Annotated in this window: 12 protein-coding genes; 1 reads left to right on the top strand and 11 read right to left on the bottom strand. The window is 69.7% G+C overall.

The features are described 5' to 3' along the window. The 8 genes from AC07V5_RS15720 to AC07V5_RS15685 all read right to left on the bottom strand — a co-directional run. Positions 1–679 (bottom strand): PepSY domain-containing protein (locus AC07V5_RS15720; RefSeq protein WP_495116610.1); only part of this gene is annotated, 679 nt, incomplete at its 3' end. A 20-nt stretch (positions 680–699) separates the two neighbouring features. Further along, positions 700–2,874, bottom strand: a complete 2,175-nt coding sequence (locus AC07V5_RS15715; protein WP_495116609.1) for a TonB-dependent siderophore receptor — start codon at positions 2,872–2,874, stop codon at positions 700–702. A gap of 54 nt (positions 2,875–2,928) precedes the next feature. Then, positions 2,929–3,315, bottom strand: coding sequence for a hypothetical protein (locus AC07V5_RS15710; protein WP_495116608.1), 387 nt, complete (start codon positions 3,313–3,315; stop codon positions 2,929–2,931). Then, positions 3,315–6,461 carry an efflux RND transporter permease subunit gene (locus AC07V5_RS15705; protein ID WP_495116607.1) on the bottom strand — a complete coding sequence of 1,049 codons (3,147 nt, stop codon included), beginning with the start codon at positions 6,459–6,461 and terminating at the stop codon, positions 3,315–3,317. The genes AC07V5_RS15710 and AC07V5_RS15705 overlap by 1 nt, the downstream gene beginning before the upstream one ends. A 16-nt stretch (positions 6,462–6,477) precedes the next feature. Continuing rightward, the gene (locus AC07V5_RS15700) at positions 6,478–7,602 is read right to left on the bottom strand and encodes an efflux RND transporter periplasmic adaptor subunit (RefSeq protein ID WP_495116606.1); all 1,125 of its coding nucleotides are present in this window, start codon (positions 7,600–7,602) and stop codon (positions 6,478–6,480) included. Continuing rightward, positions 7,599–8,195, bottom strand: a complete 597-nt coding sequence (locus AC07V5_RS15695) for a hypothetical protein (RefSeq protein WP_495116605.1) — start codon at positions 8,193–8,195, stop codon at positions 7,599–7,601. The genes AC07V5_RS15700 and AC07V5_RS15695 overlap by 4 nt, the downstream gene beginning before the upstream one ends. Beyond that, positions 8,192–9,427, bottom strand: coding sequence for a TolC family protein (locus AC07V5_RS15690; RefSeq protein ID WP_495116604.1), 1,236 nt, complete (start codon positions 9,425–9,427; stop codon positions 8,192–8,194). The genes AC07V5_RS15695 and AC07V5_RS15690 overlap by 4 nt, the downstream gene beginning before the upstream one ends. 137 nt (positions 9,428–9,564) lie before the next feature. Next, positions 9,565–10,002 (bottom strand): hypothetical protein, encoded by a 438-nt coding sequence (locus AC07V5_RS15685; protein ID WP_495116603.1) that lies wholly within the window; start codon positions 10,000–10,002, stop codon positions 9,565–9,567. A 327-nt stretch (positions 10,003–10,329) separates the two neighbouring features. Here AC07V5_RS15685 and AC07V5_RS15680 point away from each other — a divergent pair, with 327 nt between their 5' ends. Beyond that, positions 10,330–11,655 (top strand): NAD(P)/FAD-dependent oxidoreductase, encoded by a 1,326-nt coding sequence (locus AC07V5_RS15680; RefSeq protein WP_495116602.1) that lies wholly within the window; start codon positions 10,330–10,332, stop codon positions 11,653–11,655. 66 nt (positions 11,656–11,721) lie between these two features. On the opposite strand, the gene AC07V5_RS15675 is transcribed toward AC07V5_RS15680, so the two are convergent. The 3 genes from AC07V5_RS15675 to AC07V5_RS15665 all read right to left on the bottom strand — a co-directional run bounded on the left by AC07V5_RS15675 (position 11,722) and on the right by AC07V5_RS15665 (position 13,505). Further along, positions 11,722–12,090, bottom strand: a complete 369-nt coding sequence (locus AC07V5_RS15675; RefSeq protein ID WP_495116601.1) for a hypothetical protein — start codon at positions 12,088–12,090, stop codon at positions 11,722–11,724. 31 nt (positions 12,091–12,121) lie between these two features. Next, a complete protein-coding gene (locus AC07V5_RS15670) occupies positions 12,122–12,865 on the bottom strand; it encodes a DUF4198 domain-containing protein (RefSeq protein ID WP_495116600.1) in 744 nt (247 codons plus the stop codon). Positions 12,866–13,010: 145 nt separating this feature from the next. Then, complete coding sequence (locus AC07V5_RS15665; protein WP_477900032.1) at positions 13,011–13,505, bottom strand: Lrp/AsnC family transcriptional regulator; 495 nt, start codon at positions 13,503–13,505, stop codon at positions 13,011–13,013. Positions 13,506–13,545 lie beyond the last annotated feature (40 nt).

The raw sequence follows: 13,545 nt of genomic DNA, 5'->3' as shown, positions 1-13,545 counted from the left end.
GGCATGCAGACCCAAGGAGAGGGGTTGGTGGCGCCGGCGCCGGGGGGGGCGGGGCGGCCGGCTGCCCCCCCAGCCCGACGATCAGCGCGCGCATGGCGCCCGGCCAGCTCAGCGCCGCCGCCGTGCCGAACTGCAGGGCAAGGGGCAGCACAACCACGATGCCGAGGCGCCGATGCCAGCGCCGCCGCAGTTGCGGCGCGCGCGTGTGCCGCAGCCGCCACCACAGGCGCAACCCCACGGCCAACGACACCAGCGCCAGGCTGGCCACCAGCCCGGTCAGCCAGGCCCCTGCGGGCCCCAGCCACTGCCACAGATGCAGCCGCTCCAGCCATGGGCCCAGCAGCGCATCCTCGGCATCCAGCGCCAGCAGGCGGCCGTCCGTGGCCGCCAGCCGGGCCCGCCAGCGCTTCCCCTGCGCGTCGTCGAGCTCGACCTGCAGCGTCGGCTGGCCCAACTGCACCAATCGCCACTGCAACTCGGGTCGCGTGGCGCGCAGCGCCGCCAGGCCATGATCCAGCGCGCCGGCCTGCACTTCGAGCGAAGGCATGGCCGCCACCGCCGATGCGGGAACGGGCAGCGGCTGCAGCCATTGCATGCCGGCACCGGTCAGCGCGGCGACCAGCAGCACGGCAGCCAGCCCCCGGCCGACCCAGCGATGAAAGCGCATCATGGATTTCATGGCCTGGCGCTCTCAGCGGATCAGAACTTGTACTGCCCCGCCAAAGTGAACTTGCGGCCGTTGCCGGGGTACACCCACCACTGTGCGTAGGAGCTGCTGTAGAAGGTCTTGTCGAAGACGTTTTCGACATCGAGCGAGAACTTCCACGCCTTGCCGATGGCGTAGCTGCCGACCAGTTTGACCGTCGTGTAGGCCGGCAGCTTGAAGAGGTCGACCGGATTCACCGGTGCCACGGAGCCCTCGCGCTCGCCGACGTAGTTCAGGCCCACGCCCGCCGTCGCGGCGTTGCCGCCCAACTTGAAGGCCTGCACCAGCAACAGGTTGGCGCTGTGGCGCGGCACGTTGGGCAGTTGGCGACCGACCAAGCTGACGCCGGTCGCCGCGGCGTTGTCCTGGGTCACCTTCGCATCCGTGAACGCATAGGCGGCCGACAGGCGCAGGCCCGCCGCGATCTCGCCGCCCAGGTCGAACTCGATGCCCTTGCTCTGCACCTCGCCGGCGGTGATGGAGGCATTGTTCGGGTCCCTCGGGTCAGGCGTCAGCACGTTGTTCTTGGAGATCTTGTAGATCGCCAGCGTGCTGCTGATCTTGCCGTCGGCGGAGTCGAACTTGGCGCCGACCTCGCCCGACTTGCCCTTCTCGGCCGGGAAGGACGTCTTCTCGAAGCTGACGCCGCTGTTCGGGCGGAAACTCTTGGACGCGGTGGCATACAGCGACACCGTCTTGCTCGGCTGGTAGACCAGGCCGGCGCGCGGCGAGGTGGCGCTCAGCGACTGCGCCACGAGCGCGCCGCTGTTGTGATCCAGCACCGACTGGTCGTATTTGTCGTAGCGCACGCCCAACAGCAGCTTCCACTGCGCGGAAAGGTCGATCTGGTCCTGCGCGTAGACCGACTTGGAGCGCTGCTCCTCGTGCGTGGAGGTCAGCGGTGCGGCCGGGAAGGCCGGCGGCGGGTTGCCGTAGACGGGGTTGTAGAGGTCGATGTCCTGGCTCGCCAGCCGCCGGACGCGGAACTGCAGGCGGTCGTCGGTGAACTTGTAGCCGTCCACGCCGAACAGCAGGTTGTGCTGCAGGCCCGCGCCGCGCACCTTGCCCAGCAACTCGAAGCGGCCCGACACGTCGATGGCCGAGTTGTCGCGCGAGCGGCGCTGGCGCACCACGGAGCGGCCGTCAGGCCGCAGGAAGGTGTAGCCGTTGCCCAGCACGGACACCTCGGTCGAGATGCCCTGGATCGAGCTTTCGCGGTAGCTGACGCCGGTCTGGATGGACCAGTCGTCGTTGAAGTAGTGCTGCACGAAAAGCTGGTTGCCAGTGGTCTTGATGACGTGAGGGCCGTCGCTCGGTTCGCCCAGGAAGCGCGAGCGCGGCACGACGCCGAGCTGGCCGTTGATGGCGACGACGCCGCGGTCGAAGGTGGCTTCCTGCTTGGAATACTCCAGCTCATAGGAGACGGTGGTGTCCTCACCCAGCATCCACAGGAAGGACGGCGACACCAGCGTGCGCTCGAAGTTCACATGGTCACGGTAGCTGTCGCCCTTCTCGTGCGCGGCATTGAGGCGGTAGGCGATCTGGTCGCTGATCGGGCCGGTCAGGTCGGCCGTCTGGCGGAAGGTGCTGTAACTGCCGGCTGACAGCCCCAGCGTGTACTCGGGCACGAACAGCGGCTTCTTGGTCGTCATGTTGACGGTGCCGCCGGGTTCGCCGCGGCCGTACAGCGCCGAGGCCGGTCCCTTCAGCACTTCGACGGAGGCCGTGTTGGCCGAGTCGCGCACGCCGTTGTAGCCGCGGCTGTAATTGAAGCCGTTGACCATGTAGTCCGAGCCGAAGTTGGGGTCGCCGGTGAAGCCACGCATCGCGTAGCTGTCCCACAGGCCGCCAAGGTTGCTTTGCTTGGAAATGCCGCTGCCCAGGTCCAGGGCATCGGCCAGCTTGGTGATGCCGGCGTCCTCCAGAATGTCGGCCGACAGCACGCGCACGCTCTGCGCCATGTCGCGCACCGGCGTGTCGGTCTTCATCGCACCGGTAGCGGACAGCGTCTTGTAGGGCTGCCTGGCGCCCAGCACCTTGACGATGTCGAGCTTGTTGGCGGCGTCCGACGCCGGCACTGCATCGCCCTCAGCAGCCCACAGGGCCGGGCTGCACACCATGAGGACAGCCGCGGGAATCGCGGCGCGGGAATAGCACTTGGTAGACATCGCGAAAACTCCTGAGAAAGAACGGGCTTGGATAGCGGGAAGGGAACGGGGTCGTCAGCGCAACGTGAAGCGCACGGCGAGGGACTGGTTCTGGGGCGTGGTGATCACGGCGACGACCTTGGCGCCGGGACCGAGCCTGAGGCCGCTGGCGACCAGCGCGTTGGGAGCGGCGGGCTTCAGTGGCGCGTCGGCCTTGATGCCCGCCAGCAGCACGCCGAGCTTGCCGCCGAAGCCGGCCGTGGCCACGGGCTTGTCGTGGTCCTCGATGTAGATCGTGGCGTCGTCATCCCCGGCCACCAGTTCGAAGACGAGGTCGTTCGCCGACTGCACGACGCCGCCGTGCCGGGGCGTGCCGCCGCCGTGGGCGATCACCGCCGGCGCCGGCAGCAGCGCGGCCAGCGCCAGGGTCCACAGACTCACACGTCGTGACAGAGCAATCATCAGAAGGCCTCGCGGGTGGGGAGTTGCTGGGCCTCGGCCTCGTCGGCCTGCTGCTCGTCGATCAGGCGCTGCGTAGCGCGCTCGCCGACCAGCCAGAACACCACCGGCGTCAGCAGCGTGTCCAGCAGCGTCGAGCTGATCAGGCCGCCGAAGATGACGACGGCGACCGGGTGCAGGATCTCCTTGCCCGGCGTGTCCCCGGCCAGCAGCAGCGGCGTCAGCGCGAAGGCGGCGACCAGGGCCGTCATCAGCACGGGCGTCAGCCGCTCCAGCGAGCCGCGCACGATCATGTCCTGGCCGAAACTCTCGTTCTCGAAGCGGCACAGGTTGATGTAGTGGCTGACCTTCAGGATGCCGTTGCGCGTCGCGATGCCGGCCAGCGTGATGAAGCCCACCATCGAGGCCACCGACAGCGTCACGCCGGCCAGCCACATCGCCACCACGCTGCCGATCAACGCCAGCGGGATGTTGGCCATGATGACCCCGGCCAGCACCGCCGAGCGGTAGCGCGAATACAGCACCAGGAAGACCATGGTCAGCGACAGCATGGACAGCACGACGATGAGCCGGGTGGCCTGCTCCTGGGCCTGGAACTGGCCCTCCAGGCTGATGAAGTTGCCCTCAGGCAGCCGCGTGTCGGCGATGGCCTTGCGGATGTCGGCAATGACCTTGCTCATGTCGCGCCCGTCGGTATTGGCGTAGACGACGATGCGGCGGCGGCTGTTCTCGCGTCCGATCTGGTTGGGACCGTCGCTCTCTTCCACCGTCGCGATGGCTGACAACGGCAGCCGGCCGGCCGGCGTGTCGATCAGCGTGCGCGCCAGGTCCTGCGGGCTGCGCTGGGCGTCCGGCAGTCGCAGCACCAGGTCGTAGCGGCGCTGGCCGTCGACGATCTCGGCGCTGTGCGCCCCATCCGTCAGCGCCTGCAGCGTTCGCATGGCTTCGCCGGGCGAGAGGCCCGCCTGGGCCGCCTTGCGCTGGTCCAGCCGCACGGTGATCTGCGGGATCAGCACCTGCTTCTCGACGGTCAGGTCCACGAGGCCCGGCACCTGGCTGAGCTTGCCGCGCATCAGCTCGGCCAGGCCGCGCAGCGTGTCGATGTCGTCGCCGAAGATCTTCAGCGCGATCTGCGCCCGCACGCCGGACAGCAGGTGGTCCAACCGATGGGAGATGGGCTGGCCGATGGCCACCTGGGCCGGCAGCACGGACAGCTTCTCGCGGATGGCCGCCATCACGGCCTCGCGGTCGCGCTCGCTCTTCTTCAGGTCGACGTCGATCTCGGACGAGTGCACGCCCTCGGCATGCTCGTCCAGCTCGGCGCGGCCGGTACGGCGGCCGACCTGGGTCACCTCGGGCACCTCGCGGATCAGCGCTTCAGCCAGCCGGCCCAGGCGGTTGGCCTCGTCCAGCGAGGTGCCCGGGTTGAACATCATGCCCAGCACCAGCGAGCCCTCGTTGAAGGCCGGCAGGAAGGCGCGCGGCATGAAGGGCACGCTGGCCGCGGCCACGAGCACGGCGATGGCGGCCAGGCCCACCAGCCCGCGGGCGCGCGGGAAGGACCAGGCCAGCAGCCGGGCGTCGTGGCGCTTCAGCCAGCGCACCAGCGGGCTGTCCTCATGGTCCAGCCGCTTCATGCGCGGCAGCAGCCAGGCGCACAGCACCGGCGTCAGCGTCATCGACACGGCCATCGAGGCCAGCACCGACGCGATGTAGGCGATGCCCAGCGGCGAGAACAGCCGCCCCTCGATGCCCGGCAACGCGAACAGCGGTACGAACACCAGCACGACGATGGTCGTCGCATAGACGATGCCCGAGCGCACCTCCACGCTGGCCTGGCGCACCACCTCGCGCACCGGCAGCGGGTTGCCGGCCGCGCGGTTCTGCTTGAGGCGGCGCAGGATGTTCTCGACGTCGACGACCGCGTCGTCCACCAGCTCGCCGATGGCGATGGCGATGCCACCCAGCGTCATCACGTTGATGGACTGGCCCAGCAGCTCGAACACCAGCGCGGTGACCGCCAGCGACAGCGGGATGGCCGTCAGCGAGATCAGCGTCGTGCGCGCCGACAGCAGGAAGGCGAACAGCACGATGGCCACCATGACGGCACCGTCGCGCAGCGCCTCGGTGACATTGCCGACCGAGGCCTCGATGAAGTCGGCCTGGCGGAACAGCACCTTGGGCGCGGCCACGCCGGCCGGCATGCCGGCCTGCAGCTCCTTGAGCGCGGTCTCGATCTGGCCGGTCAGGCGCACCGTGTCGGCGCCCGGCTGCTTCTGCACGCTGACGATGATGGCGGGCACGCCGTTGTAGCCGGCGTCACCTCGCTTCATGGCCGGCGCTACACGCACCGCGGCGACCTGGTCGAGCAGCACGGCGCGGCCGTCCTTCCAGGCCACGGCCAGACCCTGCAGGTCCTCGATGCGGTTGGTGCGCGCCATGTGGCGGATCAGGTACTCGCGGCTGTTCAGGTCGATGAAGCCGCCGCCGGCGTTGCTCGCAAAGCCGGCCAGCGCTGTCTGGATCTGCGTCAGCGACACGCCTGCCTGCGCCATGCGCACGGTGTCGGGCTCGACGCGCAGCGTGCGCACCTCGCCGCCGATCGGGATGACCTGCGACACGCCGACGATAGACAGCAGCCGTGGCCGCAGCACGAAGTCGGCGTACTCGCGCACCTGCATCGGCGTGGCGGCCTTGGGGTCGCCCGCCTTCAGCGGCAGCGCGATCAGCATGACCTCGCCCATGATGGAAGACACCGGCCCCATGACCGGCGCAATGCCGGTGGGCAGCTGTTCACGCACCAGGGCCAGGCGCTCGCCAACGATCTGCCGGTTGCGGTAGACGTCGGTCCCCCAGTCGAACTCGGCGTAGTGGATGGCCAGGCCCACACCCGAGGTCGAGCGCACGCGCGTCACGCCGGGCATGCCATTCAGCGCGGTCTCGATGGGCACCGTGACCAGCTGCTCGACCTCTTCCGGCGCCATGCCACCGGCCTCGGTGAGCACGGTGATCAGGGGCTTGTTGAGATCGGGGAAGACGTCGACCGGCGTGCGCCAGGCGGTGATGGCCCCGTAGACCATCAGCATGGCCGCGAAGGCCAGCACGAAGAGCCGGTTGTGGAGGCTGTAACGGACGATCCAGTTGAACATGATGTCGTCCGTCCGTTCAGCGGATCTGCGCGATCAGCGACGCGCCCTGGACGACGACGCGGTTCGCCTCGCCCAGGCCCTGCGTCACGACGACCGAGTTGCTGTCCAGCGGCCGGTACTGCACCGGCTGCGGGATGTAGCGCTCGGCGCCGGACTTGATCCAGACGATGGCCTCGTTGGCCGGGTTGCGCACGACTGCCTGGGCCGGCAGCACGAAGCCTTTGAGCTGCATGTCCAGCGTGACGATGACGCCCAGCGTCTGGCCGATAGCCAGCGGCAGATTGCCGCCCTTCTCGGCCTGGGCGCGGAAGGTCAGCGGCAGCAGGCCGTCGCGCAGCACGCGGCCGGCGCCGATCAGGCTCAGCTTCACGCCGGCCTGCTCCTGCAGCCTGGCGCCGGTGATGCGCCGGGCGATGGCCGGGTCGGCGGTGCTGGCCTCGACCAGCACGCGCGCCGGGTCCACCACCTCGAACAGCACGTCGCGCGGCTCGACCACCTGGCCGGCCAGCGCGGCCGTGCTGGCGATGACGCCGTCGACCGGCGCCACCAGCGCCTCGCGCGCCTGCAGGCTGGCACCGATATCGCGTTCGCGCGCCGTCAGGCTGGCCAGCTCGGCCTCGGCCGCCTCGATCTCCTTGCGCGGCACGCTGCCCTCCAGCGAGCGCAGGCGCTGCACGCGCTGGGCCGCGGTGGCGCGGCTGGCGTGCAGTTCGCTCAGCGAGGACTGCTGGTTGGCCCTGGCGAAGGGCTCGGCGTGGAAGCGCACATAGGCCAGCACCTCGCCGCGGCGCACCGTCTGGCCCGCCACCGGCAGACCCTTGGGGCCGGGCTCGATGCGACCGCCCTGCACGGTCTGCACGCGACCACTGGCATTGGGGTCGACGACGACGCGGGCCGGCAGTTGCAGCGCGGCGGGCGCGTCGGTCAGCGGCACCATGCGGGTCAGCAGGCCCATGCGGCGCTGGGCCGGCACGGGAACCTGCACGCTGCCGTCAGGCAGGCGGGCCAGGCCATCGACCTTGGCGACGGCAGGGCCATCGAGATGTTCGCCGTTGGGGCCATGGGCGCCCGGCGAGGCCTGGGCCACGCCGATCAGCAGGCTGAACGTCAGCGGGGTCAGCAAGCTCAGCATCGTCTTCATCGTGCAGCTCCGTATGCGTTGCGGCGGCGGCGCAGCAGCACCACGGCCAGGGCGGCCAGCAGGCCAGCGCCAGCGACGGCGGCGGCGCCACGGCGCAGGCCGCTGCCGGTGCCCTCGGCATGGTCGTGGTCGTCATGCGCGGCGACGGCCAGCGTGCCGTCCAGCAGGTCGCTGTCGGCGCCCGCGGTCACGGTGAAGACCAGGGAATGGTTGCCGGCCTGGTGCAGCGCGTCGACCAGCTTCTTGTCGTTCAGGCGGTAGCTGCCGGGCTCGGCCTCGAAGGCGGCGCGCGCCTTCAGGTTGCCGAGTTCGACATCGAGCTGGGCACCCAGCACGGCCTCATTGGTTTCGTAGCGGCTGACGTAGAGCACAAGGCCGGAGGCGGCCAGGCGGCCGACGATCTCGAACTGCTCGGAATGCGCTTCGATGCGCGGCAGGCCGGAGCTGGCGGACACGGCCGCGGGGCCGTCGAGATGCTCGCCGTTGGGGCCGTGGGCGCCCGGCGAGGCGAGAGCCAGGCCTGAAAACAGCAAAGGCAGCAGGCACAGGCCGGCGGCCAGCGCCAGGCGGCTATGGAGAGATGAGGGGTTCATGGCAGGACACCTGAAGCTTGGAGATAGCGCGCACGGGCATTGCCCTGTGCGGCCTGTTGGCGGGCGAGTGCGGCATCGGCCAGAGCGGCGGCCTGGACGGCCAGCAGCAACTCTGGCAGCGCGGTCTCGCCGGCGCGGAATGACTTGTCGAGCAGCGCCGCGCGCTGGCGCAGCAGAGCCGCACGATCGCGTTGCAGCGCGGCCTGGCGGTCGGCAGCCTGCTGGGCATCGCGGGCGATGGCCAGCTCGGCGGAGAGCTCCAGGCGTGTGCGGGTCTGCTCGGCCAGGGCCTGGTCGAGCGCACCCTGCGCCGCAGCGCGCAGCGGCTCGTTACGCACCGCCGTGCCAAAGGGCACGCGCAGCGCCAGCACCATGCTGCCCTGGCTGGGCTGGCCGCGCGCATCGCGCTCGCTGCGGTAGGTGACGCTCAGCTCGGGGGCCTCGGCGACGTCGCGCCGCGAGACCTCCAGCTGGCGCCGCGCCGTGTCCACGGCCAGCGATTGCTGGGCCAGCAGCGGGTGGCGGTCCTGGTCCAGCGGGTCGGCCTCGGGGGCCGCGGGCTCGGTGGCCTCGATGTCGGCCTCCAGGCCGGTCAGCGCCGTCCAGCGCTGGCGCTCAGCGCCGAGGCGCTGTTCGGCGGCATCCAGCTCGGCGCCAGCGGCCAGGCTTTCGCCCTGCGCGGCGAGGGCATCGCTGCGCGCCAAGTCGCCGGCCTTGACGCGCCGCTCAACGTCGGAGGCCAGAGCCTGCAGGTAGGCCTGCTGGGCGCGGGCATTGGCCGCTTCGGCCTTCAGCCCCGCGAGGCTCCAGGCCAGGTCGCGCAGCTGGCCGGCCAGGCGGAGCCGGGCCACCTGGGCGCCCTGGGCGGCCAGGCCGGATTCGCTGTCGGCAGCCGCCTGGCGCGCACCGCGCTGGCCGGGCAGCCACAGCGGCAGCGCGATGCCGACTTCGTTTTCCTGGACGCCGCGGTTGTTCTGCCAGCGGTCGCTGCGCTGCGACAGCGACAGCGCCGGCGACGCGGCCAGATAGCTGGTCGCGGCCTTGCGCTCCGCGTCGGCGCGCAGTTGCTGGGCCTGTGACGCGGCACCGGCCTGGGTGCGCTGCCAGGCCGCATCAACGGCCTGCGCCAGCGTCACCGGCGCCGCAGCCGCCGGCACCGGGCCGAGCAGCGCTGCACAACAGGCCATCGCTGCGGCGACGGCGCGTGAGCTGATCCTGTGGATGGGTTTCAAGTTCTTCCTGCCGATCTCGAGCCGCCACGATCCGGCCGCGCGCCGCTGACGCGCAGGCCATGAATCTGACTGCTGCATGGACAACGCTCACCGCGACGCGCGTGCCTGTCGGCACCGGCGCGGGAGCCCGCTCGGAATCAGGCGCGGTGTTTGGGCGGTCGTCGTGGACCGGCGAGGCAGGGGTCGACCGGCTCGGCCTCAGACAGCGCCGGCGGCCGCGGGCTGCTCACCCCCAGGAACGCGCCGCCGAGGCCGGCGGGCAGAGGCCCCATGGCGCTGACGCAAGCGTCCTGGCCCATGTGATGGTTGGAGTCCACCGAATGGTCCTGGTGGTAGCTCTGGTGCGGCTTCAGCGTGACCGATGCCAGCTCGTCGGCAAAGGCCTCGAAGCCCGCGTCGTCGTCGGCCGAGGCCGCGGTGACGGCATGGTCATGGTGGTGGGACAGACCGGACCAATGCATCACCGCATGCAGGGCTTCGGCCGGGTTCGCCGCGCCGACCCAATGGCCGCCCAGCGAGACTGCTTGCAGCAGTATCGACATCAGCAGGGCGGCAATGACGACCGGGCGGTTCATGAAGCAATTATGTAAGTTGCCCTCCAAGCCCCCTGTTGTTTAGGCCCCTGTGCACGCAATCTCATGTCGATTTGGCAGGCCCGGCACAGCACAGTCTGCTGCATGCCGAGGGCTGGTGCGCCGAGCACATGGCTTGGTGCGCGTTTGCACCAATGGGGACGGGAAGCCAGCGGCACATCCTGCGGCCCGAACCCGCCTGCGGAGTCGGGAATGTCGCCTGCGACACGTGATGCGCAGCCCTATGCCGCGGGTTCACTCCTAGACTGAATCCGCACTGCGGCGCCTCCGACGGAGGCAGGCGCCCGGCTCCCCGACCAAAAAGACCCGATGCCCGCACCTCTGAAGTCCATCGCCACATCCGACACCCTGCCCGCCCACGCCGACTGCGTCGTCATCGGCGCCGGCATCGTCGGCGTCAGCGCCGCCTACTGGCTGGCGCGCGCCGGCCAGCGCGTCGTGCTGCTCGAGAAGGGCCGCGTCGGCGCGGAGCAGTCCAGCCGCAACTGGGGCTGGTGCCGCCAGCAGAACCGCGATGCGCGCGAGCTGCCACTGTCCACCAAGAGCCTCGCGCTGTGGGAGGACATGGCCGCCGACATCGGCGACGACATGGGCTTTTCGCGCTGCGGCCTGCTCTATCTGTCCAACGACGACAAGGAACTCGACACCTGGGCGACCTGGGGCCGGTTCGCCCGCGGCGTCGGCGTCGACACCCGCATGCTGAACGCTGCCGAGGCTGCCGAGCGCGGCGCGGCGACTGGCCAGGCCTGGAAGGGCGGCGTGTGGTCGCCCACCGATGGCATCGCCGACCCTGCACGCGCGGCACCTGCCATCGCCCAGGGCGTGCTCAAGCATGGCGGCATCGTCGTGCAGGGCTGCGCGGCGCGCGGCATCGAGCGTGAAGGCGGCGCCATCAGCGGCGTCATCACCGAGCGCGGTGTCATCCGCACGCGCCAGGTCGTGCTGGCCGGCGGCGCCTGGGCGGCGAGCTTCCTGCATCAGCTGGGCATCGCCTTCCCGCAGGCCGCCATCCGCAGCTCCATCCTGTCCGTCGCCCCCGGGGCCCAGGGCCTGCCTGCGGCACTGCACACGGCCGGCGCCTCGGTCACGCGCCGCGGCGATGGCGGCTACACGCTCGCCATCTCGGGCTTCGGCAAGGTCGACCCCACGCCCGGCATGCTGTACGGCGCCAAGCACTTCGTGCCGATGTTCGCCAAGCGCTGGCGCATGCTGTCGCCGGGCGGCCTGCAGGCCTGGCAGGCCGGCTTCGAAACCCGCAGCCGCTGGGCCATGGACCGGCCGACGCCGATGGAGGCTGTGCGCGTGCTCGACCCGAAGCCGGCGCGCGCCACACTGGACCGGACGCTGCAGCGCGCCCGCGCGCTGCTGCCCGCGCTGCAGCAGGTGCAGGTGCAGGCGGAGTGGGCCGGCTACATCGACTCGACGCCGGACGGCGTACCCGTCATCGACGGCGACATCGGTGTGCCTGGCCTGCTGCTGGCCGCCGGCTTCTCCGGCCATGGCTTCGGCATCGGCCCCGGCGCCGGCCACCTGGTGGCCGACATCCTGCTCGGCCGTCCGCCGCTCGCGGAGATTGCGCAGTACCGGCTGGCGCGCTTCGCCAAGGCGCAGTGGGGCAAGGTGTCAGACTTCTAAGGCGTGTCCACGCCACGACAAGAGGCGGCGTGAACAGCCTCAGGCCGGCTAGCCGGCCGCACAGACTCACTTGATCACGAAGCGCGCGCTGTTGTTCTGCTTGTCTTCCGTGGTCACGATGGCGATGACCTTGTCGCCCTTGACGAGCTTCACGCCCTTGGCGACGAGCTTGTCGCCCGCGGGCTCAAGCTTCGCTTCGGACTTGTTGCCGGCGCTCAACACGGTGAGCTTGCCGGTGAGCTTGGCCGTCGGCACGGCCTCGCCGTGGTCGTCGAGGTAGAGCTCGGCCGCATCGCCCTTGGCGACGAGTTCGAACTTGAGCTCGCCAGCCATCTGCACGATGCCGCCATGGCGGGCGACCCCGTCGCCATGGGCCCAGGCGGTGCCGGCCGTCAGCGCGGCGGCAAGCATGAGGAGGGTGGACAGTTTCTTCATGGCAGCACCTTTTGGCAGGGACGGAACGACATCATTCAGGTTCATGGGCGAGGACGAAGGAGAGCGTCGCCAGGTTCTCGACAGCGTTGGTCTTCGCCGCATCCTCGGGCGCCGACTTGAAGACCGCGACGATGACATTGAGGCCCTGGTTGCGCACCTTGACCGTGACCGTACCGTCCTTGGCCGTGCTGGCGCCCTTCTCGTCCGGGTCGTTCACGAAGTCCGACAGCACGCGCGCGCCGGCCGCAGGTTTGCCGTTGTAGAGCACGCGCAGCTTCAGCAGCTGCCCGGCCTTCACGGGTAGCGGCGTCTTCACCGGCACGATCTGCAGCGTCTGCCCGGGCAGCAGAGGCACCGGCCCGTTCAGCTCGCGGCGCAGGTGCACGCCGTACTTGTAGTTCTTCTCGCTGATGATGGCGCCGGGCACCTCGTCCTTGCCCTTGTTGTGCCACTTGCCGTCGGGCGTCTTGCTCCACATGCCGTAGTCCATGACGGCGGCGACGAAGGCGGGCTGGTTGTCGACGTCGACCGTGACGAGCGCGCCGTTGGTGACGAGCTTGGTCGGCACTTCCTGGCCGTCATCGTCATAGCCGCCGAAGCTGGTGATCTTGGGCAGGCGCTTCACCACGTCGAGATCGTCGGCGCCGACGCCGAAGACCATCGCGAGGGAGTTGGCGCGCTGCGCGAACCAGAAGCCGTGGGCCTGGGCGCCACTGGCGGACAGAAGACCGGCCGCGAGGGCTGCCGATGTCAAAACCTTGCCGAATGCCTTCATCAATGCTCCTTGAAAACGGGGGCGAAAAGTCCAACGAACAGCGACAAGTGTTGGCCAGAACGCGGAGTTGAATCTGCCGTTTACGGCAGGCCCCGAAGGAGGAAGCTGCGAAGGCCGATCGAGGAAAAGCGCGTTGAACCGCGGCTCAGGGTTCCTGCGGGAACAGGCGCTCGATCGGGTAATGCGTCTTGATGAAGGGCGACTTGATGACGATGAAGCTGAAGTACTTCTCGATGCCGATATTGCGCTCGAGAAGGCCTTCGATGATGGACTGGTAGTGGTTGACGCCGCGCGTCATGAAGCGCAGCAGATAGTCGTAGCCGCCGCTGACCAGATGGCATTCGAGGATCTCGTCGACCTCGCGGATGGCGGCCTCGAAGCGCGCGAAGTCCTCGCGGTGGTGGTCGGACAGCGTGACCTCGGTGAAGACGGTCAGCGTGTCACCGAGCTTCTCAAGCCGCAGCTGCGCGCCGTAACCGGAGATGTAGCCCGCCTGCTCCAGGCGCTTGACCCGAATCAGGCAAGGGCTTGGCGACAGGCCGACGGCATCGGCCAGGTCGACATTCGTGATGCGCCCGTTCTTCTGCAGCTGGCTGAGGATGCGCAGGTCGAGGCGGTCGAGCTTGAGAGGGGCTACCACAATGCTTGGACTGTTGAACGCTGAAGTTCCGATTCTCAGC

The organism is Roseateles sp. GW821-FHT02E12, from assembly GCF_059421665.1.
This window is presented reverse-complemented; position numbering and strand designations above follow the sequence as displayed.